The organism is Achromobacter sp. JUb104 (genome assembly GCF_024806975.1).
Taxonomy (GTDB): domain Bacteria; phylum Pseudomonadota; class Gammaproteobacteria; order Burkholderiales; family Burkholderiaceae_B; genus Achromobacter; species Achromobacter spanius.
In genome coordinates this window covers 1,065,392-1,085,949 of record NZ_JANUEY010000001.1, presented here as the reverse complement: position 1 = coordinate 1,085,949, position 20,558 = coordinate 1,065,392, and the positions used below count along the sequence as shown (strand labels likewise).

The following is a 20,558-nucleotide window of genomic DNA, read 5'->3' as shown; positions in this document are numbered from 1 at the left end:
GAATTCCTTCAGTGGCCTGAATGACAACGCAGCCTTCGGAACACTTAACTCGTTCCCCCCCTACCAAGGACCCCGAACATGAAACGCTTGATTCTTTCGACCCTGACCGCCGCCATCCTCGGCGCCTCCGCCGCCGCGTCCGCCGACAACCTGTCGATCGGCTTCGCCGACCCGCTGTCGTCCCTGGACCCGCAGCTGAACAACCACGCCGGCGACCGCTCGGTGGCCCTGCACTTCTGGGACCTGCTGATCGAGAACAAGTGGAACAAGCTTCAACCCGGCCTGGCCGTTAGCTGGAAGCCGCTGGACCCCACCACCTGGGAATTCAAGCTGCGTGAAGGCGTCAAGTGGCAAGACGGCACGCCCTTCACCGCCGACGACCTGATCTATTCCTACACCCGCGCGCGCGCCGTGCCGGGCAGCGTGGCAACGTACGCCGGCTACCTGCGCACCATCGACACGATGACCGCCAAGGACCCGTTGACGCTCATCGTCAAGACCAAGGCACCCAACCCCGACCTGCCGCTGAACCTGGCATCTGTCCACGTCGTCAGCAAGCACGTCGGTGAAAAGTCGACCACCGAAGACTACAACTCGGGCAAGGCCATGGTCGGCACCGGCCCGTACAAGTTCGTGTCCTACACGCCGGGCGACCGCGTCATCATGGAACGCAACGACGGCTACTGGGGCGACAAGGCCACGTGGGACAAGGTCAACTACCGCTACATCAACAATGCCGCGTCGCGCACCGCCGCCCTGTTGGCGGGCGACGTGGACGTGATCGACAAGGTGTCGGTGTCGGACCTGGCCAAGCTGCAAAAGGCCGCCAACATCTCGGTGTACCCGTACGACGGCCTGCGTGTCATGCTGCTGCAACCCAGCTTCAACCCCGCGCCCAACCAATACATCACCGACAACAACGGCAAGCCGCTGGACAAGAACCCGCTGCTGGACCTGCGCGTGCGTCAGGCGCTGAACCTGGCCATCAACCGCAAGGCCATTTCGGACCGCATCCTGCAAGGCGCAGCCACCGAAGCCAACCAGTGGATGCCCAAGGGCACCTTCGGCTACAACCCCGACGTAAAAGACATCCCCAACGATGTCGCACAAGCCAAGAAGCTGCTGGCCGAAGCGGGCTTTCCCGACGGCTTCAAGCTGACCATGCACGTGCCCAACGACCGCTACCCGCAAGGCCCGGAAACGGCCCAAGCCGTGGCGCAGTTCTGGACCCGCGTCGGCGTGAAGACCCAAGTGGAAGTGGTGCCATGGGCCGTGTACTCGGGCCGCGCCAACAAGAACGAATTCGCCGTCAGCATGCTGGCGTGGGGCAACGGCACGGGTGAAGGCAGCTACGCGCTGGTCAACATCCTGGCGTCGGTCGACCCCAAGAAGGGCCTGGGTGCCTCCAACTGGGGCCACTACTCCAACCCCAAGGTGGACGCCGCGCTGGAACAGTCCACGTCGGAATTCGATGTGGCCAAGCGTGAAGCCATCCTGCGCGACTCGGTCAAGCTGGTGTCCGACGACGTCGGCATCTTCCCGCTGTTCCACTACAAGAACATCTGGGCCACCAAGAAGGGCTTGAAGGTGACGCCGATGACCAGCGACCGCACGGCCGCCATGATGGTCACCAAAGAACCCGCCGCCGCGGCCGGTAAGTAAGCCATGGCGCCGACCCTGACCATCACCCCCGCGGACGCCTTGATCGACGTGCCGCGCCAGATCCGGGTGGAAAACGTTGCACCCGGCCAAACGGTGGAAATCACCGCGCGCACCCGCCGCAACGGCGTGCTGTGGCAAGCCCAGGCCGCCTACACGGCGGGCGAAGACGGCGCTGTCGACCTGACCCGCGACGCGCCTATCTCGGGCGACTACACCGGTTTGTCGCCCATGGGCTTGATCTGGTCGCAAGCCCCGGTGGACTCGCCCAGCCGCGAACACTTCAACCATCCGGTGACCGATGCTTTGGTCACCGACGTGGTCGCCCGCGTGGCCGGTGCTGAAGCCGACATGCAGGCGCAAGCCACGTTCACGCAACGCTTGGCGCTGGACGGCGTCACGCGCCACGAGGTCCGCGAAGAAGGTCTGGTCGGCACGCTGTACCTGCCGGCAGGCAGCAAGCCCGGTTCGCACCCCGCCGTCATGATCCTGAACGGCTCGGGCGGCGGCATCAACGAACCGCGCGCGGCGCTGTATGCATCGCGCGGCTACGCCGCCTTTGCGCTGGCGTACTTCAAGGCACCCGGCCTGTCCGACTACATCTCGAACACCCCGCTGGAATACTTCCAGACCGGCCTGCGCTGGCTGCGCAAAAAGGTTCAACCCAAGCACGACTTCGTCGCCATCAGCGGCCAATCGCGCGGCGGTGAACTGGTGCTGCTGCTGGGCGCAACCTTCCCCAAGGAAGTGTCCGCCGTCGTCGCCTACGTACCCGGCGCCGTCGTCCACAGCGGCCAGAACGCCTGCGACCCCAAGATCGGCCGCGAAGGCCCGACCTGGCTGCTGGGCGGCAAGCCCATCCCCCACGTCTGGGAAAACAACCGCACCGCCACCTGGGCGCCATTTGATGAAGGCCCATCGCCGCATCGTCACGAGAAAGCCATCCTGACCGCGCTGCAAGACCCCGACGCCGTCGCCCGCGCCCGCATTCGCGTGGAGGACATCGAAGGCCCGGTCATGCTGCTGTCCGGCACCGACGACGGTTCCTGGCCGTCCAGCCTGTATTCAAAGATGGTGCAGGACAAGCTGGTCGACGTGAAACACCCCTACCCCGTCGAATGGCTCGACTACGAAAACGGCGGCCACTCGATCCTGTTCCCGTACGTGCCCACCACCCAGCTCGTCTACGCCCACCCCGTGTCGGGCAAGATCAGCACCAGCGGCGGGAATCCGAAAGACAACGCACGCGCCGACCAGGAATCGTGGGAAGGCGTGAAGAAGTTTTTGGACGCGGCGGTGAAGGCGCGCGCGGCTGCGGTTAATTCGGCTAGCGCGGATTCGACTCGTTCGGATTCCGCAAGCTCGCAGTCAGCTCCTGCACATTCGGCAAGCACTTCCGGCAACGCCGGCTGATCAGACACCAAGGAGAACATCCCCATGGCACAACAACCCATCGTCTATGACGCCGTCAATGATCTGGTCGACAAGCTCGTCGGCCTGACGCCCGGCAGCAAAACTTTTGAGGTTCGCCACCAACGCGAAAAAGTCGCCGCCGCCACGCAAGGCAGCTACGACGCCCTGTTCGACCCGGCACTGCCCGGCTTGTCGCTAGCCGAACGCCTGCTGGTCGCGCTGTACGCCACCCGCATCAGCCTGTCGCCGCTGCTGGCCTCGCACTACCGCGCCCGCTTGGCGGAAACGGACGCAGCCCCCGCCGACATCGCCGTCGCAGAATCCGGCAAGCCGTCAGACGCCTCCACCCCGCGCCTGGCTGCCGTGTTGGAATTCACGCGCAAGCTGATCGAAAACCCCGTCGAAGGCGACGAAGCCGCGCTGAAGACGCTGCCCGCAGCAGGCGTCTCCACGCCCGCGGTCGTCACCCTGTCGCAACTAATCGCCTTCCTGTCGTACCAGACCCGTCTGGTCGCGGGCCTGGCCGCGATGAAAGACCTGGAAGGCCAAGCCCCCCGCGCCGCCACCGTCCCGCCCGCGCCCTTCGAACCCAACACCGCCGCCACCGAACCCGGCGCCGTCATCAAGGCCCACGGCTTCACCAACGAAGTGCTGGAGTGGAAGGCATGGCTCGACGTCGTCAACGTGGACACCGCCACCCCGGAACAAGTCGCCGTCCTGGAAGAAAGCCACCCCAAGGCCAAGGTCTCGGACTACTACCTGTTCCTGGTCCACCAACCGGAAATCCTGCGCCAGCGCTCCACCGCCTTCAACGCCATCATGTACGCCCCAGGCGGCCTGTCGCGCGCCGAACGCGAGCTGGGCTCCACGGTCGTCTCGCGTGTGAACGGCTGCGTGTACTGCGCCTCCGTCCACGCGCAGCGCTTCGAACAACTGGCCAAGCGTAATGAAGTGATCGCGCAAGTGTTCGAAGACCCCTACACCGCCGGCACCACGGCGCGTGAACTGGCGATTGCCCAGTTCTCGATCCAGATCACCGAAGCCCAGGCCGACGTCAACGCCAACAGCATCCAGGCATTAAAGGATGCGGGCTTGAGCGAAGGCGAAGTGCTGGACCTGCTGCACTCGGACGCCATCTTCGCCTGGGCAAATCGTTTGATGCTGAACCTGGGCGAACCGGTTTTTGCCACCGTAGGCTAAGACCCACTTTTCCGCCGCCCTGTGGGCGCGCCAGTTTTCGTTAAACTGACGCTTTCCGCGCCACTACGCGCCCCGCCCCGCGCGGGGCGCTTTGCCTTTCCCCCATGTCAGAAAAAACCCACGACATCCGCCCCGGCCAGTCCGTCGAACTCCTCAAAGCCCTGCACATCCTGACCCGCGACGGCAAGATGAACCAGGACAGCCGCCGTAAATTGAAGCAGGTCTATCACCTGTTTCAGTTCATCGAGCCGCTGCTGAAAGACGTCCAACAAGAACGCGGCGCGGTCACGCTTGCCGATCACGGGGCTGGGAAGTCGTATCTGGGGTTCATCCTGTATGACCTGTTCTTCAAGGAACAGAAGGATGCCGTCGGGAATGGGTCCCATATTTTTGGGATTGAGACTCGTGAAGAACTCGTGAAGTCGTCAGAGGAACTGGCGAAGCGGCTGGGGTTTGGCGGGATGTCGTTCTTGAATCTGTCGGTGGCGGAATCGATTACGTCGGATAAGTTGCCGGCGACGATTGATGTGGTCACTGCGTTGCACGCTTGTAATACCGCGACCGATGACGCGATTCACTTTGCGTTGGAGAAGAAGGCTAAGTACATCGTCGTTGTGCCTTGCTGCCAGGCGGAAGTGGCTTCGGTGCTAAGGAAGAATAAGGGCAAGGCGCTGGCTGATCCACTGGCGGAGATTTGGCGGCATCCGCTGCATACGCGGGAGTTTGGAAGCCAGATTACGAATGTGCTGCGGTGCTTGCAGCTTGAGGCGCATGGGTATCAGGTTAGTGTGACGGAGCTGGTCGGGTGGGAGCATTCGATGAAGAATGAATTGATCGTGGCGCAGTATAAGAATCTGCCGACCCGGAAGCCTGCGGAGAGGCTGACGGAGATGTTGGAGAGGATTGGGTTGCAGGAGTTGAAGGATCGGTTTTTTGTGCCGGTTGCTGGGGCGGCCGTCGCTGAGTAGGTATTTGCTTGGCTGCTTTTGCATGAGCCGGAGATAAATTTAGCTGGTGGCGGGCCGCTGGTCCTTCCCTGATCAGTAGTCTGCGATTGCGCTTGCCTTGGAGAAAGCGTGATCAATTTGGCACGGAACCGCATCGCGTCCGTCGCCTATCGGGGCATACTCGCCCCGTGGTCCAAAGGATCGCCCGGGTTGACAGCCGGAAAGACAGAACAAGTGGCCGCTGCAATGGCGGCCTCCTTTCTTTCATCGCGTCAATTACACCGGAGCGTCGATATGAGCGACCACCCTTTTACCTATGACCGTTGGGCCTTGCCGGATGATCCGGAGTTTGGGGTTGTGCGGGTTGATGATTTGCGGAAGATCGAGCGGGCCTGCTTGGGGATTTGGGCTATTGCGAGGATTGTAGGGAATAGTGCGAATGAGCCGGGGGCTACGGGGGCGAGGCCGATGGATGGTTGGGTGGTGTCGAATTTGATGGGCGGAGTGGAGAGCCTGTGCGATCAGATCGCCGATCTAGCGGCAAGCTCAATGGATGAGCCGCCGTTAGATCCCTTATTCTCCAGGGCGGGGACTTCGGCGCAATAGCGCAGTCATGTCGGCAAGCGCAGATAATACTGTCCATTAGTCGGCTTGCGACCCAAAGCTGCCGCCGCGCGGCGCAAGTTCGTAGTTTAAATTCTCTTTGAATGTGCCTCACTCCTACTGGCATCGGAGGCTCCGGCGTAACATCGACTCACAGTTGACGAAGCTGATCCTGAGCACTGACATTATGTCTCATCAAACAGTCTCACCTCTGGTAGCGGATCGTTTTTTGCGCTCGCCAAGAGAGATTCCAGATCTGGATACTGCTCGTTGAGCCGGTGCATTACGATTGCTCTCGCCAATTTAGCGCAACCGGACCTAATTGCCGAAATGAATACCGCCTCTTTCGCCGGCGAGTATTCAGCCACGTAGGAAGTGCTCTTGAAAAGATCGGGAAGGCATTCTGCCACTGTCGCAACATCCTCGGCAGTTAGCCAGGACCTGCTGAGTAGTTCACGAACCACATCTATCAACGGGGTAATCACCGTCAGCCGACCCGTCTCAATTAGAGAAATCAGTCGAGGTATGAATTTCTCACCTATTTCATCGATACCCAATTCTTTAGCTTTGGCTACCGCACGTGCAGCGAATCCTACCTTTCTCACGTCCTTATCTCGAAGGCCTTGCCTGATTACTCTGGCCAGCTCATGATTAAACTCTGGCAGATGTTGAGCAAGATAGCAGAGCGCCAACGGGGTTGCCGGGAAACTGTCCTGTGACACGAACTGTTTGAACCGCAGCACCAGATCATGAGTTACCTGCTCTTTTCTCAGCCAAGGAAGTATGCTTTTGGCGAGAACCTCCGCAATTAGCGATCCAAGCTCATATGGATCCGAAAACACCTTAACTAGAGCTGAACCGTCATCGCTCGGCATCCTCCAGGCAACCAAGTCGTTGAAGCACGCGAGCGCCTGGTCCGGAGTTGGCGCCAATCTATTGTCACTTGCAGAGGTTTGCGACGCCCATAGTAGCTTACTAAGCTCGTTAACCTCTAGAGACAATGGCGTCTTGTACAAAGACTCCGTGACAAGTTGATCCGTTTTTACTCGATTAGGTGAGGGAAGAAGGCTAAATACGTGAGGGTAGAGGGTGGACCTTGGTAACTTGTCAGTTGGGGCATCGGGGCCATAAATAGCATTAGCCAAGAGGACATTCTCTTCCTCGGTAGTGAACCCCTCCTTGACAAGCGGCAGGAGGCGGGCAATCGTTGGGGTACTAATATTCGGTATTGAAGTCGATTTGTTGAGTTGCTCCAAAATTTCTGCCGGAATTCCCTCTGTCGGGCGGGTTATCAATGGGCGGGGGGAAATCGAATGCTTTGCGATGGAATCAATCATCTCGAAGATTCTCAATGTTATTCTTGGATTGTCTTTTCGAGGTCCAGGATAATTCACAATCAGGCTAGGCCACTCAGGGTTGTTTCTCTCACTTGTTAGCGGAAACCTCAGAATCTCCTCCAGCAATTCGCCATGTTGGCTGGTAGGAATAGTATGTAAGGAATAATTCAGCAAATTCCCATACGATCTGCCCACCCAAAGATGGTTAACAATTTCATTTTTTGCCAATCCAATTGCAAAGCGAAAAGCCTCTTTGGCTTCTTCTGCTGTGGATCTTACAACCAGCCTAGCATAGGCCTCTAACATGACCCTTAGCTTTGAAATAGCGAAAAGCGAGCTTACCTTGCTTGAATAAAATCTATTCATGAAATGCTTGATTGCATCACGGCACAGCTGTTTCATGTCATCAACCGTCTCCGCCGGCGCTGCCGCCACATTGACACGTGAAAGCATACGATTCAGGTTCGGCGAGGTGTCAACAGTGGCAAAGCGCAGCGAATGCCTCATGCTATCGTGCTGTGTCAGCTCGTCCAGGAAGGCGATTTTTTCGAATTGGGCCGAGAATAGGTTAACACCCTCATACGTCGGCAGCACCCCAGTCGAACGCATCAGTCCGTCAGCAACTAGAAGCACATGAACGTCATTGCTTAAACGAATAGCCTTTGAGTTATCTTTATACTTGCCCACCTGAAAAGATGGCTCAACTGAAGTTTTATTATCATTTTCGTCCAGTCGCGTTCTCACCTTCTCCTTCAGGTGTTCAATCTCGTCCCAAGGATCACACTTCCATCTAGATAAGATATTCTTGGGCAGGGAATTTGACTTGGCAGGATTGTTGCTGTCGACAACCCTTACCAACAGGTCTGCCCATGCAAGTCTTGATAGTATTTGTACTGAATTTGGGTTTTTTCTAAACTGGTCGATGAGTAAAACGTGGCTATCTTGGATTAATTTTACCGCGCTCTCCCTCTCGCCCAATTCAGCCAGCACGCCCGACTTTTTGAGTTTCCATTCCGGTGACTGCTCTGGCAGGTGAGAGGCGAAAATCTCCATTTCTGCAAAATTCAGATCGAGCCTGGCGCGATTAACTTTGAAGTATGCAACCTCTGCGGCAACTTCCGGCCAGAACGGGATACGTTCTTCAATATGCGCGATAATCTCATCTTCGAATCGTCTTCGTTCTTGTGATCCACTAATAGACCAGCGAGCGGTGTTAAGCAGCACCAAGGAGATCTCTAGCTGCTGCCTTAGCGTCAGTGTCGCGGGTTCATGGATGACCTTTAGCAATTGCTGTAACAGCACATCCGGCAGCGCGTCAAAGGTTATCCCATAGCGCCAGGAGAGTTCGTAGAGAATTTTCTCCCGGAGCTCAGTCGCGCAGGTGTCCAGAGTACTGGGGTTTATGCTCGCGACTCTATATTGAGACTGAAGACAAAAACGCAATCCATGCGGGCAGACCATCCAGTGCGGGTAACTTTTTCGGTCGGACTCCATCACCGATGCAGCCGTTGCGAGATCAAGTCCTTCAATCGATCGGGGGCGCCATTCTGAGGGGTGCGCCGGCTTGAGATTATTCAGCGTTTTGATGAATAGTTCAGTGGCTTGGAAGTGTCGCAAACCAGCGTCGTCCAGATGTTTGACCGCATCCCATAGGTCGATGGGCGCGACGTTAATGGATTCGAGATATTTTCTCTTAGCAGCTGAAAGGTTCAGTGCGCCCACCAAGTACACCCGGCGCGATTGACTCTGCAAATGATCACGAACCCAACCGGTCCACTGCAAGAAATTAGGATCTTCACCAGAGAAGCCGAGCAGGCATAGCTCATTCTCGATGAACACCTGACGAGAAAAATTCACAAACGCGGCGTGGGTTTCGGGGTAGCGCCGGTAGTCTTCTTGAGTGAATATCAGTTCTTCGGTGATATTCACCGTACCATGAAGCTTGGTGATTCGGGGAGGGGCGACGGCTGCCAAGTCGCTTTGCTTAGCCACTGTATTGTAAATCGGGGCATGAACACGTTCACTGGCTCGTTCAAGAAGGGTATCCCAATTAGTCGTCAGAACATCGGACCAAGGAAGCTGCAGCAGCTCGATGTGCAAGTCACCAGGCGACCAAGCAGAGTCATCGATCTCCGCTCTGATCAAGTCATTGAGTGTTTGCTGTCCGAATTGCGCTTTATACAATTCCGCCAAGCGCAGGGGGTCGAGATAAGCTAAATTCGGGTCACTAGGATCCAGTTCGGCTGCGAGCTTTCGCGAGAAATCCATCCAGAGCGGCATTAGGCGTGTGCTGTCACCACTATGTGCAGCGCACCGGCTAAAACCTGCCCCGACCATTACTGCGGCCCCTCGATACGAGGCATCCTGACGCCACAGCACACCTGCCAATTTCTTCAGCGCAGGATAATCCTGAAGCGCTTTTAATTTTTGTTCAGCTAGTTCCATAAATGAACGTCGATCCAAGGTAAGTATCCAGGAATAAAGGTGTCAGACTGCGCTTCCACGCATCATCCACTACGCAATTGCAGCTTGGCGTTTTATTGCCGGAGTGGTCCACTCGGTCAGGTTAAATGTAGATATCAGACTGAAAATCCGCCACTTACATCCGCGTTAGCCCAGACTGCAAGTCCGCAATCGCGGCTGGTGAAGTTGCAGTCTGGCATTCAAATTCGTTTATTCGGATAATTTCCATTCTCACACTTTCTGCATCCACGGAGGCACTCGGACAGTAGCCAACTCGCGTCGGCATGTCAGGTCCACAACGAGGAAGTCGAGCCAAGCCGGCTCCAAGCTCGGGTCCCCCCCCTTTCCTGCTGGCTGCTGGTGACGATCCTTTAGCCAAGTCATTATGCGGCGTCGTATCGCATCAGGCTCTCCGAAAAACTCAGCAAACGCATCTAGCGCAGCGCCTCCGGTGGTTGTCGATAGTTCGCTGTTTTGCTTGGCCTTAAGAAGTTCCTCAAATGCCTTGAAGAATGCATGCGTATCATGCAGCGGGCTGCAATGAGGCGGAAACGCATCGGATTGGAGAAGCAATTTGACTGCTTCTCGCGCCTCGGCATTGATTTCAATCCCAAGTGCGTTAACAATGCCGTCCGCATTAGGTGTCTTGTCCACTACTTCTACGACTGGCAAATAGGCCACTAAAGACATGGGCTGGGGCAACAACTGTGGCCTAGGTCTACCGCTAACAACGTGGACTGGATCTAAGTCCACGACCACCAAGGCTTGGTCAGCCTTGGATAATGCCCCTGTACCGTTATTTTGCAGTATGCCCTTCGACCAACCGTGATAAGGCGTCAGGAAATGCACGACGCCAGCCGTATCAGATGAGGGAGTCACTGAGTCGATACCAATAAAGCAGCTTCCGCCGACGCTTAGCTTGTTTGCCGCATTGCAAAAGACAGTGGCGGTTCCAGATGCCAGCACGCTGGCCTGACCAGCATGCCAGTAGTCATTACTGCGACTTGTGAATGCGGGCACCAGCAGTACTGAGCGACGCTCGCGATTCGACTGCGCGACCGTCAAGAACTCGCCAATTGCGTCGATGTCCCCACGCACTAGACTTTCGGCTTCAGCCGAATTCAAATTAAAGCTCTTTAAAACACTCGCCAAATCCCGCTGGAGCGGCAGCCGATTCGCTGGGCTAGTCAGTAGGAATAGCTCGGAGCAGATCAGCTCCATGCAGTAGCGCAGTTTCGGCGCCTCGTGTATCAATGCTCTTACCATCGCTGCGAGTTGTGTGCTGGACCACTCACCTTTGCGCGATAGAGCACGCAGATCCTGCAACTTCTTGAGCACCTTCTCTTCACCGTATAGCGGCGCCAGCTTGCCTAGATCTGGTCGGAAAAACTCGTGAGCAGCCACGGCCCGATATTTTTTGCCTCGCTGGAATTCCAGGGTTGCCGTGTCGCGCTCAAGCCCGAAGTTCTCGGCGAGGGCCCGGTCAGGTTGCCACAGCAGCGTCAATTTTTCCTGTAAATGGCCTACCTCGTCGGAGCTCACGCCAAAGTGACGGTACGTACCTGCCAACACTGCCAATCCAGGGCAGTGTTGGCGAAGCTCCTCTTTCAACCATTCAATCGTCTCGTGCCGAACTGACACCTCAGGCAATACCAATAACTCCACCTTCAATTCACGGCAAGCCTTCAGCGCTTCACTAAGCAAGGCCCGTCGTCGGTGCTCAGGCCACGAAAGGACACTGACACCCGTATTCCATTTGAATTCCGAGCTCCTTTTTGCAGCCCCATCTATCGAATACAGGTCACCAGTCTTGTCGAGCTTCCCGCGCAACGTCTCCAGGGAGGCGTTACTGATTGGGAAGCTTTTCAACCCTACTTCACTAATGGGATGGGAGTAAGTATCGTCTGCTCTCCATTGAAAGAGGGCAACACGAAAGTGGCTGCTGGCGCGCTCCTCATCGTGATCGCTAGTGACTACCTGGGTGCGCATCTTGCGGGATGTGGATTGTAGGGCGCCCAGCTTGCCAGCCAGGCCTTGATACATGACGTTCGTGTTTGGATCACTCACACCTTCAGCAATCGCTGGCCGTTCGACTCTATCGTCGGAACTCGGCTCCACAGCTTGATCAACTGGCGAGCTACCTGCTACGGTGGCCGACTCGTGGCGAGCGGCTTCTGGTTCGGATGCCGGCGTCCGCGCGGCTTCGTGATCTTGCGCTCTATCCGCCAACCCAGAAGGCAACCACTGCCCAAGTTTGTGGTCTAGCGTATGCACTGCTAACAGTTCGTCGTCACTGTTGCGGCGCGTCTCCGTCCAAACCGACAGTCTCCGTGTACCCACAAGCCGCCGCTCTACACGCTCCCGTCCCAGACCTGTGAACTGTGGTTTGGCGATTTGCCAACTGGCGTTGCGAGCATCGGTGAACTCGTCGCTATGCAGGCTGCGCCCAAATGTCTGAGCCTGTTGCTGAATCAGCCGCAGACCCAAGTTCTGATCTAATTTGCGCAAGGCAGCAGGTAGAGCCGTGGCCAGTGCATCACAGTTCTTAAGCGTGAACCTCGGCAACGCATCAAAGGGCCATGTGGTGTCGGATTGATCGTCTGCTTCCGGCTCACCAGCTTCACTTTGCCAGGCGCTCAATGTTGAATACACCTCTTTCAGTTCCGGCAAGTCGAACGCCTGCGGAAAGCTGGTATCGAGCAAGCCAATCAGGGCAAGCATCCAATGCCAAGGGCTCGCACGGCACAGGTCGGGCCAACTCGCTTCAAATAGCCACTTGCGTATGGCGCTGTAATCGAACTGCGGATCCAGGCGCGCCATGTTGGGCATGGTCCAAGTATCAGGAAGATTTAACTGCTCGGACATGCGACGCGGGCCCCGTTGCGCAGTCAGACCCCACAGCGCGGCCACACTACCGCGCAGTCCGATGCCAGTAGTGGCCAAGGACAATGCAATACGTAGCGGTGGCGCTTTCGTCTCGTCCGCTGCATCCCGCACTTCGGGTAACAAAGCCTGATTCATTGCCCGGTATAGCGCCAGCATCAAACCAAGCTCTGGCCTCAGTCCTGCAATGTCAGTTGAAGAGTGTTGAAGTTCCAGCCCTTGCAACGCCCATAATGGCAATCGGTCTAGCACCGCCGGGAATACGTGATGAAGCTCCAGACGCAAGTTGTCGTTGGAGCGCATTCGTAAGCGCAACGCCATGGCGCGAGTTTCCGCCTCGACCAAAAGCAAATGCTTGACCTGCTGGTCAAGCGTAGAGTCAGCCGGAAAGCCGCGCAACATCTTCAAGGCGCGCTTCACCGTACCAGGTAGCGCAGCCTTATCTGTTGGTTCGGTACCGATCCGCCCCTCGGAAACGTAGGCACCCTGCAGCTTGCGTAGCTGCTGGCGCAGAATGTACTGCTCTAATTGGTTTCGTTGGCTAGCCGACCTGACTTCGTCTTGCTCCTCAGGATCGACCGCTTCATCTATTAACTCCTCATCGCGGTGTCCAGTTTCCCCTCCCATGTCGGCTGCTACTCCCAGAACATCAGCAACGGCCCAGCCCACGCGCCAGAGGTCCGCCTGATCTTTCGGAACGATCACAGATTTGACTCGATCATCGTGGTTGTGAAACCACGCGTTTACGCCCAGAAGCTCCCGGTCGACGGGCTCGGCCACCAAATACAAGATCTCTCGGTCACCATCGACAGCCTTGAACAACTGCGGCTTAAAAGGAACGTAGACGCCTCCGTCGGTCTCAGGTGAGGCTTTCCTATGCATGGCCCGAAGTGCCTCGAACAAGCGTGCAGCCTTGTGTGTGATGGGCTCAGATGAGGTTGCGCATGTGCCTGCCAGCTCAACCCAAGAGAGAGCTTGCTTGCTCCTATCTATACCCAATCTGTCCGACGGAAGTTGGTGAGGCTCGAAACAAAGTGAAGTGGCGTCAGGCTCAACGGGTTCGTTGCTCTGGAAGGGTACCTGGACGAAATACCGGGTGTTGCTTGGCGATGCCGGTACGGTATAGCGATACAAATGCCTGGCGCTGCCATGTTTCGGCACATCCACCGCGTAAAGCGATGCGGCCGTTCCATCTCCTTCCTGGGTGTCTTTTACAACGGGCAGATGCGGGATGAAGAGTTGGTCCACACCGCCGTTGACCTTACCCATCAGCGTCGGAAATTTGGACAACACATCAAGCCTCTGGCCTCGTGGTGCACTACTTAGTACAAAGTCGATGGTCAAGCCGAGCGAGCTGTCACCAGGCTTTTCGAAGCCGGATGGCACGCCGCCCGGCCACAAGTGCAGGCAGACCTCCGTAACGCATCTATCACCCGAGTCGACGAAAGACCACTTCAGGCGGCGCTGCGCGATGGATGCCAAAGGATGCGAATCAACAGCATCTTCACAGTTGGTCGCGGTCCCGATGCGTTCAGCCGCTAGGCACAGCCACTCGATTGCGGATACGTCTCCCCCACGCTGTCCTTCAACGTTGTGGCGAACCAGCTGAGTGTTCGCCAGTCGTCGCGCCTTCTGTGTCACCAAACGTCCGCGCCTCTGAATATGTGCCAGGTTCTCCGCGGGTCGGACATCAGAGAAAAAGCCTGGTTGACTGACCAATGTCGCCAAGCGCTTGCGCTTTTCTCGATATTTTGGGAGTTCCGTCAGGGTCTGGTCGTTTTCCATCCAGGGGTTTGCATCTAACAGCTTGTCCAGACCTTCTACCGCATAAAGCATGTGGTAGCCGCGTTGCTCAAATGCGTTTGCCCAGTCGTGACCTTCGCAGATGCCATTCCACAATGCCCAATAACGCATCCACACATTCGATCCATGCTCGTCAAGTTCGAAAGCCACCAGCCACCACAGCCAGCGCGAGCACAAACCCAAGTCGTTGGGTCGAAGATCAGGCGCCTGCATGGCCGCCTTAACCTGTGCCTCAATACCTTGGGGGTCGGTCTTCAGCGCGGGGTGGCGGAGCATCTGCAGCGCACATTGTCGGTCCACGGCTGGCATGTCGGCTTCCAGCCCCCAACCTGCCTCACCATCGCCGATTAGGGGTCCGTCCACCAACGGCGGCTCCCAGGCAGGCACAGATGCGGCCAAGCCACGTCCCTCATTGAGCTGGCGCATAACTTGCGTAGGAGAACCGGCGCGAACTCGATCACCCTTGTGGATTAGATCAATCGAACGCTCAGCGGCTCGAACCTGCAACTTCTCGCGCAATTCGTTAAGTAGTGCCTCAGTATCGGCAAACAACACAATGTCGTCGACGTAGCGAGCGTATCCAGCCCGAGGACGGCGCACCCCGTCAGACCCCGTCTGCGCCGTGTCTCGGATGAAAAGACGAGCAACATGGTCAACCGGGAACAGCGCAATAGTGCCTATGTAGGCAGACAAGACGGGCCCCTGAGGAATGCCAATGGCCTCGTCACTTCGCTTGGTGGATGATTCTGTAACTGACCCTTCCTTCTGTGGATCTCGGAACTCATAACCGAAGAGCAAGTCGCTCAGCAGTTGGTCCAAGGCATTTTCCAGCTTCGCCGGTTCGGTCACATTTGACAAGCCGAGTACGTCAGCGAACCCCTCCGGAACACCGCTAGTTGCAACCACAGTGCGCAATGGTTCAAGCAGCGCGTCTCGCACCACGTACCGCTGGATCATGTCGTAGTAGCGCTTGGCGTCTAGGCGCAGCACATGTACACGCGGCCCAATGGCATGGCACTGCTTCGTCAGGCTGCCCATGAACTCCCGCCAGCATTGACCAAAAGGCCTAAACATCCCCTGGTCCGATGGCGTCTTATCGCCTTCTAGAACATCCATGTCGATCTGATATCCGAAGCTCAGCGTCCCCGGCTCATCCAAATCGATACGCGGCTCATTGAGTTCCGCAAATGGACCCGTCACCACTACTTCACCGCGCGAGGCATACCAACGCACAGCTGGAATACTTGCCGAAAATGTAAGCCCACTGGCGCTGAGCCGGTCATGTCGTTCTGTCAGCAACTCGTTGAGCAACAATTGCTGCAGCTGCAGGTCGGCCGGGTGAGGCATGACCTTTCGACGTGGATCGTCTAGCACCTTCGCCTCAGCACTTAGCTTCCGAGGTAAGTGGGCTGCATCATAAGGTGCGGCCTGACGCCATGCTGAGTCTTGTCCACTTATCGCTACTCGCATCCGCTCTAAAGCAGTCAGATCAAACAGCCGGCCATTGCCGCTTAATGTCAGCCACACCTCTTCATCACAGGGCAGCTCGCCGCGCCTCGCGCCTTGGTACGCCAACGTTCGAGCGAGGGCCGCGCGCTCATACACCCCCTCCAGATAAGTGCTGCGCCCTAACCGCGGCCTACCTGCCCCTTCTCGCGACAACAATTCGTGTAGCGCGTTTGCCCAACTCCACGAGCTGTTGGCCAAGCGCAGCAAGACATCATCGGGTGATCGGTTGCCATGGAGCTTTTTGACTCCCAGCGCCGCTCTAAACAAACTTCGCTCGCGCGCCGTAGCTGCCAGTTTCCCCCAACGTTGATTCTGCAAGTCGGATGCATCCTGGCTGCCCATGGCTGCAGCTAGCAATGCCGCCTCGGCAGGCAGATCGTAGCGATGCAACCACTCTGATGCATCCTCAAGCGAAGGAACGTCGCGCAGACAGGTGTCGGGGTCCTTGCCCAGATTCGGCTGAGTTCGCCATGGTGTACCGATCCAGCGAAGATCTACCCCACTCATACCTAGCAGATCCCGCACCAGTCGATCCGTACCTCCAAATCCGGCCGGATCATTGTCGAGAAATATGCTGAAATTCAACGGCGCTACGCTTGACGGCAAATCGTCGACCAATTTTTGCAGCAAGTTAAACTGCTCTTTGCTTAGGCTGATCCCCATTAACGCGACTGCTTGCTGGCCCAAGTACTGTAGCCGCAGAGCGTCTAGGAAGCCCTCGACGAGGTAAAGCGTAGCTGGCTCGCCGTTCTTCACCCTACTCTTCACCGCCTCAAAGGCCGCGGATGCGTTGAACAGGTGTTTGGCCTTTTCAAAGCCAGCTGTGAGCAGGTATTTGGCCCCTCCTTCAGGCAGCACATCCTGCAAAGCTCGGCCGGCGAAGCCGACCACGACAGACCGCTTGGCATCTGCAGAGCGAATTGGGATAACGACACGACCATCGTAAAAGCAATCCTGAAACTGATCGATAAAGTCCAATTTCAGCTGTTCGGCTTTGGACTTGGATCTCAGGCGCTTTATCAACCCCAGCTTCTGCAAACCATCGATCAACTCGGCGCGTTCGCCAATGCCCTTTGTTTGCAGACTTTGGACCAATACGGCACGCGAGATGCAGCGCAGGCCCTGGCTATACAGAAAGCTGTCATCGAACCCTCGATCTTCGCACCACGTCTTGAACTGCTCGGCGTCATGGTGGTTATCGAACTCCCGTAAAGCGAAGTCGAGCGCTGCTTCGCTTGTAGCTTGGCTCTTGGCTTGATCTGGCGAACGGCGACGCGGACTCTGAATGCCGAACTGCTGCGCCAACCACTGCACAGCCGGAAGAAACTCCAGCCCTTCAATTTGCTTGACCAGATCAATTGCACTGCCGTGTGCCCCACAGGCAAAGCAGTGGTAGTGCGGGGGCGAACTCCCGTCAGCAGGATAAAGATTGAGCGAAGGCTTGGTGTCCTGATGGAATGGGCACAACGCACGAGTCTGCGCGCCCCGTCGCTCAGTTTCGATACCAAGTCGCCGCGCCACATCCTCCAGCGGCGCCTTGGTCAGCAGGTCGCCAATATCGAAACGGTCCACACACTCTCCTGAAGGCTCGAAGTTATTCCGGCTAGCGATCAAATGTAACACGTTGTGTTTAGGACGCCAGTTGGCTGTGGGCCGCGCGCGTGGGGCGCACGGCTCCGGGTTTGAACATCAACGGTTCAGCCACGACCTCACTGTTAAAAGGGGGTAGCGCGCTCTAGAAGCCTTTATCTAGCGCGGCAGTCACTCTGTCTGTCGGCCCAAGTGGCCGTACCCGGCCATGTCGGGTGCTGTCTGAAGCGCCCTCAGTGATGGCTGCTACACGCAACCAACGAAGGTACGAGCGGCAGAAAACAGCGCTAAATGATGGGATTCTGAGGTGCGGACTTGCGGTTTACTCGCCAGTCAACGACCGTATTGGCCGAGGCACGCCGCACCTTCACTGTTCCTAAAAGGAACATAGGGATTAGCTTCAAAAAGGGGTCAAAGCGTCGAAAAGCCATCACGCAGGAGCATAATTATTTACCAGATCACTTTCTTGTAGATTCGCGACGATCTCTTCCCGGGATAGCGTCCACTTGCTTGGATACTTAGCTTCCGCGCGTCGTTATTCATGGTTTATGCTTCACCGGAGGTCTTGATAGCGCTTCAATGACGATATCTAAGGCAAGTAGCTTAGCGACGTGGAGACGTTGGCTTGGGATTATATTTTTCCCAGGAACCTAGTGCAAGATTGCAATCTGACTAATTACCTCCTGACGCATCCACATCATCGCTATCGCTTTTTTATTCGGCTATTTAGGAAAATGGTTTATCGAATTTTCGCTATTATGGCGCATTGAAATCTTACTGTTATCACCCAAACCGCTATTATGCGTAGCCCTAATCAACAAGCCTTGCCACAAGAATGGCCCGAGCATCTTGCCGAAGCAACCGTCGTGCATCCCGTCGATGTCGTCACACCTATTGGCCAGCCACTGCTTGACTTTTCCCGAATGGACGCAACGACATTCGAACAATTTTGCTGGTGGCTTCTTAAGAAGGATCAGGCTTTGGTGGGCTGTAAGCGGCTAGGCCAACCTGGAACAGAGCAACACGGCATCGACATTATTGCGCGTGATGAAAATCAACCCGACGAACTATGTGTTTTCGAATGCAAGGCCTGGAAGGACTTCGGCCCCTCAAATTTGACACAAGCTATTGAAGTGTTTTTGGCGGGAAATTGGGTGAAGTGGACTCGAAAGTTTACGCTTATTCTTGCCCAACAGAGTGTCGGGCGGGCGTTGGTTAATCGTTGGAAAAAAGAATCAGAGCGCTTGAAACAAGCGGGTATAGAAGCGGAGTTGTGGACTGCACACACGCTCACACTCAAAGTCCAGCTCTACCCAGATATTCTGACAAAGTTCTTTCCATGGGCCAGCGTTGAGCATCACGCCAATCTTTGGATGCAGCGCGTTGGCTTCTATGAGCTTGTGAGCAAGACATTCTTCGATCCCACCGAACGCGTACGAAATTGGGCACGCGAGCTAGCAGCCCAAGTTAATGCCCTTGGTGGATCCGATCACCCTATTGTCGACCCTACCAGCGCAGACACCCACCGGGCAGCGCATGCTCTGCCATATGCAATCGAAAAACAGAGTCCGACCCTCATCGTCGACGGGAAGCTACGCACGGTACATCAGGGAGGAAACTACTGGAACTTCAAGGGGCCTTGGTTTTCGCTCAGTGCATTGCTGCCGGCAGGCGATCTTACGCGAAGCTCCGCAGCCATCACGTTCAACAAGGCGAACATGAAGGGGTTGACTCTCACCTTCGACCATAAATGGCTTCTACGCTCGTTCCTATCGCGAACTGACACGCCTCTAAAAGAAATTTATCGTGGCTTCATCGTTGGAGAAATGCCGCACGATAGCGATACGTACCTTATCGACTTTCCACATTGCAGGTTTGCACTTGAGAGGGAAGGAGTCAGGGAAATCGCATGGGTGGCAGACATGCTCGGGACAGCCATACTCAGCGCCCTACGGAATATGGAGGCCAATTGGTCAGCCCGGGATTTTCCGTTGGTGGAATGGGCCGGGAGGAAAGTTGCGTTGGCCGCCATTAGTGTGGAACTCTGGAACGAGATCGGAAAATTCTCGGAAGAGCACGATGTGTCGAATGGCACGACCCATTGGCATATGTTCGACGGGAACAATCAAGTATTAAAGCCGTATCACGATCGCAAGACGGAGCTTTTCGACGCAGGCTACCACGGAGTATTTTATGCAGTTCCGATAAGTGGACTCTCATTTGACCGCGAGGTCATACTCCTATGGCAACCAAACAACCTAATTCATGATCAGGAATTTTCGCCCCGGACTTGGTGGGCGTGCGACTTCGCTCTCAAGTGGCTAACAGAGAGCCTTCTTCCTGAGATAAAGCGACGTATCTATCAACGCCGCTTCAAAGGACGATGGCAGGAGATTATTTTTCGCAAGCGCGCGAAGAGGCTTTCCGCGTTTCTGGACGAACACTTTACCGTCAGGAGTCTCTGTCAGCGTGGACTCAGCCAGGAAGGACAGCAACCGGGCGGCCCCATGGAACGGGCAACGGTGCTCCAACGATTTTTCCATGCGCCACCCCGGCCAGAACCGTATATCCTCCAAGAGGAAATGGTTCGACTTTACCAAGCGGCCGCTCTAATCGCAAAAGGTGGAAAGGGATATCCAAAGTTCGCTTGTTCGAAGCTATTGCTTCACGGCGATGCTGAGAATCATTTGGACTTGATTCGCCTAATCCATGAACATGTACAAAAGGGTGGGACCGTGGCCAATAGCGCTGTGGCTGACAATGTATTTCGAGCCATATTGGAACTACTGGGCGAATCTGACGAATGGTTACTTGCATCCGACAGGGAAGAAATCCAGGCCGCCATCGAACCCTTCGCTCGCATTCGCGACGAGGCGATGTTGATAGAACGACACACGCGCTGGAGCTGACATTTAAACAAACTCAATCGCAAACTAAATCGACTTGAGAATATCGACTACAACTTCTTTTCCAAGGGCAAACGCACGACGGTTCGCACGGACGCGGGGTTTGCATTTCCATCGTATTCACTGGAACGCAAAAGCACAAATCCGCTAAGCGCCTGGATCGTCGCCTTGGCCACCTAAGCAATTGTGAAACTTACTATGCCTTCCAATGCTCCGGACTCAGCCGCTTATGGTTGACAGCGAGT

Annotated in this window: 7 protein-coding genes; 5 read left to right on the top strand and 2 right to left on the bottom strand. The window is 56.3% G+C overall.

Annotation, left to right across the window (positions count from 1 at the left end; genetic code table 11):
* Positions 1-78: 78 nt before the first annotated feature.
* The 4 genes from M2361_RS04990 to M2361_RS04975 all read left to right on the top strand — a co-directional run bounded on the left by M2361_RS04990 (position 79) and on the right by M2361_RS04975 (position 5,240).
* Positions 79-1,662, top strand: coding sequence for an ABC transporter substrate-binding protein (locus M2361_RS04990; RefSeq protein ID WP_259246582.1), 1,584 nt, complete (start codon positions 79-81; stop codon positions 1,660-1,662).
* 3 nt (positions 1,663-1,665) lie between these two features.
* Positions 1,666-3,072: an acyl-CoA thioester hydrolase/BAAT C-terminal domain-containing protein gene (locus tag M2361_RS04985; protein ID WP_259246579.1), complete on the top strand. Its 1,407-nt coding sequence runs from the start codon at positions 1,666-1,668 to the stop codon at positions 3,070-3,072.
* 24 nt (positions 3,073-3,096) lie between these two features.
* A complete protein-coding gene (locus M2361_RS04980; protein WP_259246578.1) occupies positions 3,097-4,272 on the top strand; it encodes a CMD domain protein in 1,176 nt (391 codons plus the stop codon).
* A gap of 104 nt (positions 4,273-4,376) precedes the next feature.
* Complete coding sequence (locus M2361_RS04975; RefSeq protein WP_259246576.1) at positions 4,377-5,240, top strand: SAM-dependent methyltransferase; 864 nt, start codon at positions 4,377-4,379, stop codon at positions 5,238-5,240.
* A 767-nt stretch (positions 5,241-6,007) separates the two neighbouring features.
* Here M2361_RS04975 and M2361_RS04970 read toward each other — a convergent pair.
* Positions 6,008-9,604: an SIR2 family protein gene (locus M2361_RS04970; RefSeq protein ID WP_259246575.1), complete on the bottom strand. Its 3,597-nt coding sequence runs from the start codon at positions 9,602-9,604 to the stop codon at positions 6,008-6,010.
* 249 nt (positions 9,605-9,853) lie between these two features.
* Positions 9,854-17,389 carry a CHC2 zinc finger domain-containing protein gene (locus M2361_RS04965; RefSeq protein ID WP_259246573.1) on the bottom strand — a complete coding sequence of 2,512 codons (7,536 nt, stop codon included), beginning with the start codon at positions 17,387-17,389 and terminating at the stop codon, positions 9,854-9,856.
* A gap of 818 nt (positions 17,390-18,207) precedes the next feature.
* On the opposite strand from M2361_RS04965, the gene M2361_RS04960 reads away from it, so the two are divergent.
* Positions 18,208-20,316 (top strand): restriction endonuclease, encoded by a 2,109-nt coding sequence (locus M2361_RS04960; protein WP_259246571.1) that lies wholly within the window; start codon positions 18,208-18,210, stop codon positions 20,314-20,316.
* Positions 20,317-20,558: the final 242 nt, after the last annotated feature.

What these genes read in the sequence shown, in the direction of transcription:
- M2361_RS04990 (WP_259246582.1), top strand. Translation starts at nt 79, where the DNA reads ATGAAACGCTTGATTCTTTCGACCCTGACCGCCGCCATCCTCGGCGCC.
- M2361_RS04970 (WP_259246575.1), bottom strand. Translation starts at nt 9,604, where the DNA reads ATGGAACTAGCTGAACAAAAATTAAAAGCGCTTCAGGATTATCCTGCG.
- M2361_RS04980 (WP_259246578.1), top strand. Translation starts at nt 3,097, where the DNA reads ATGGCACAACAACCCATCGTCTATGACGCCGTCAATGATCTGGTCGAC.
- M2361_RS04985 (WP_259246579.1), top strand. Translation starts at nt 1,666, where the DNA reads ATGGCGCCGACCCTGACCATCACCCCCGCGGACGCCTTGATCGACGTG.
- M2361_RS04975 (WP_259246576.1), top strand. Translation starts at nt 4,377, where the DNA reads ATGTCAGAAAAAACCCACGACATCCGCCCCGGCCAGTCCGTCGAACTC.
- M2361_RS04960 (WP_259246571.1), top strand. Translation starts at nt 18,208, where the DNA reads ATGCGTAGCCCTAATCAACAAGCCTTGCCACAAGAATGGCCCGAGCAT.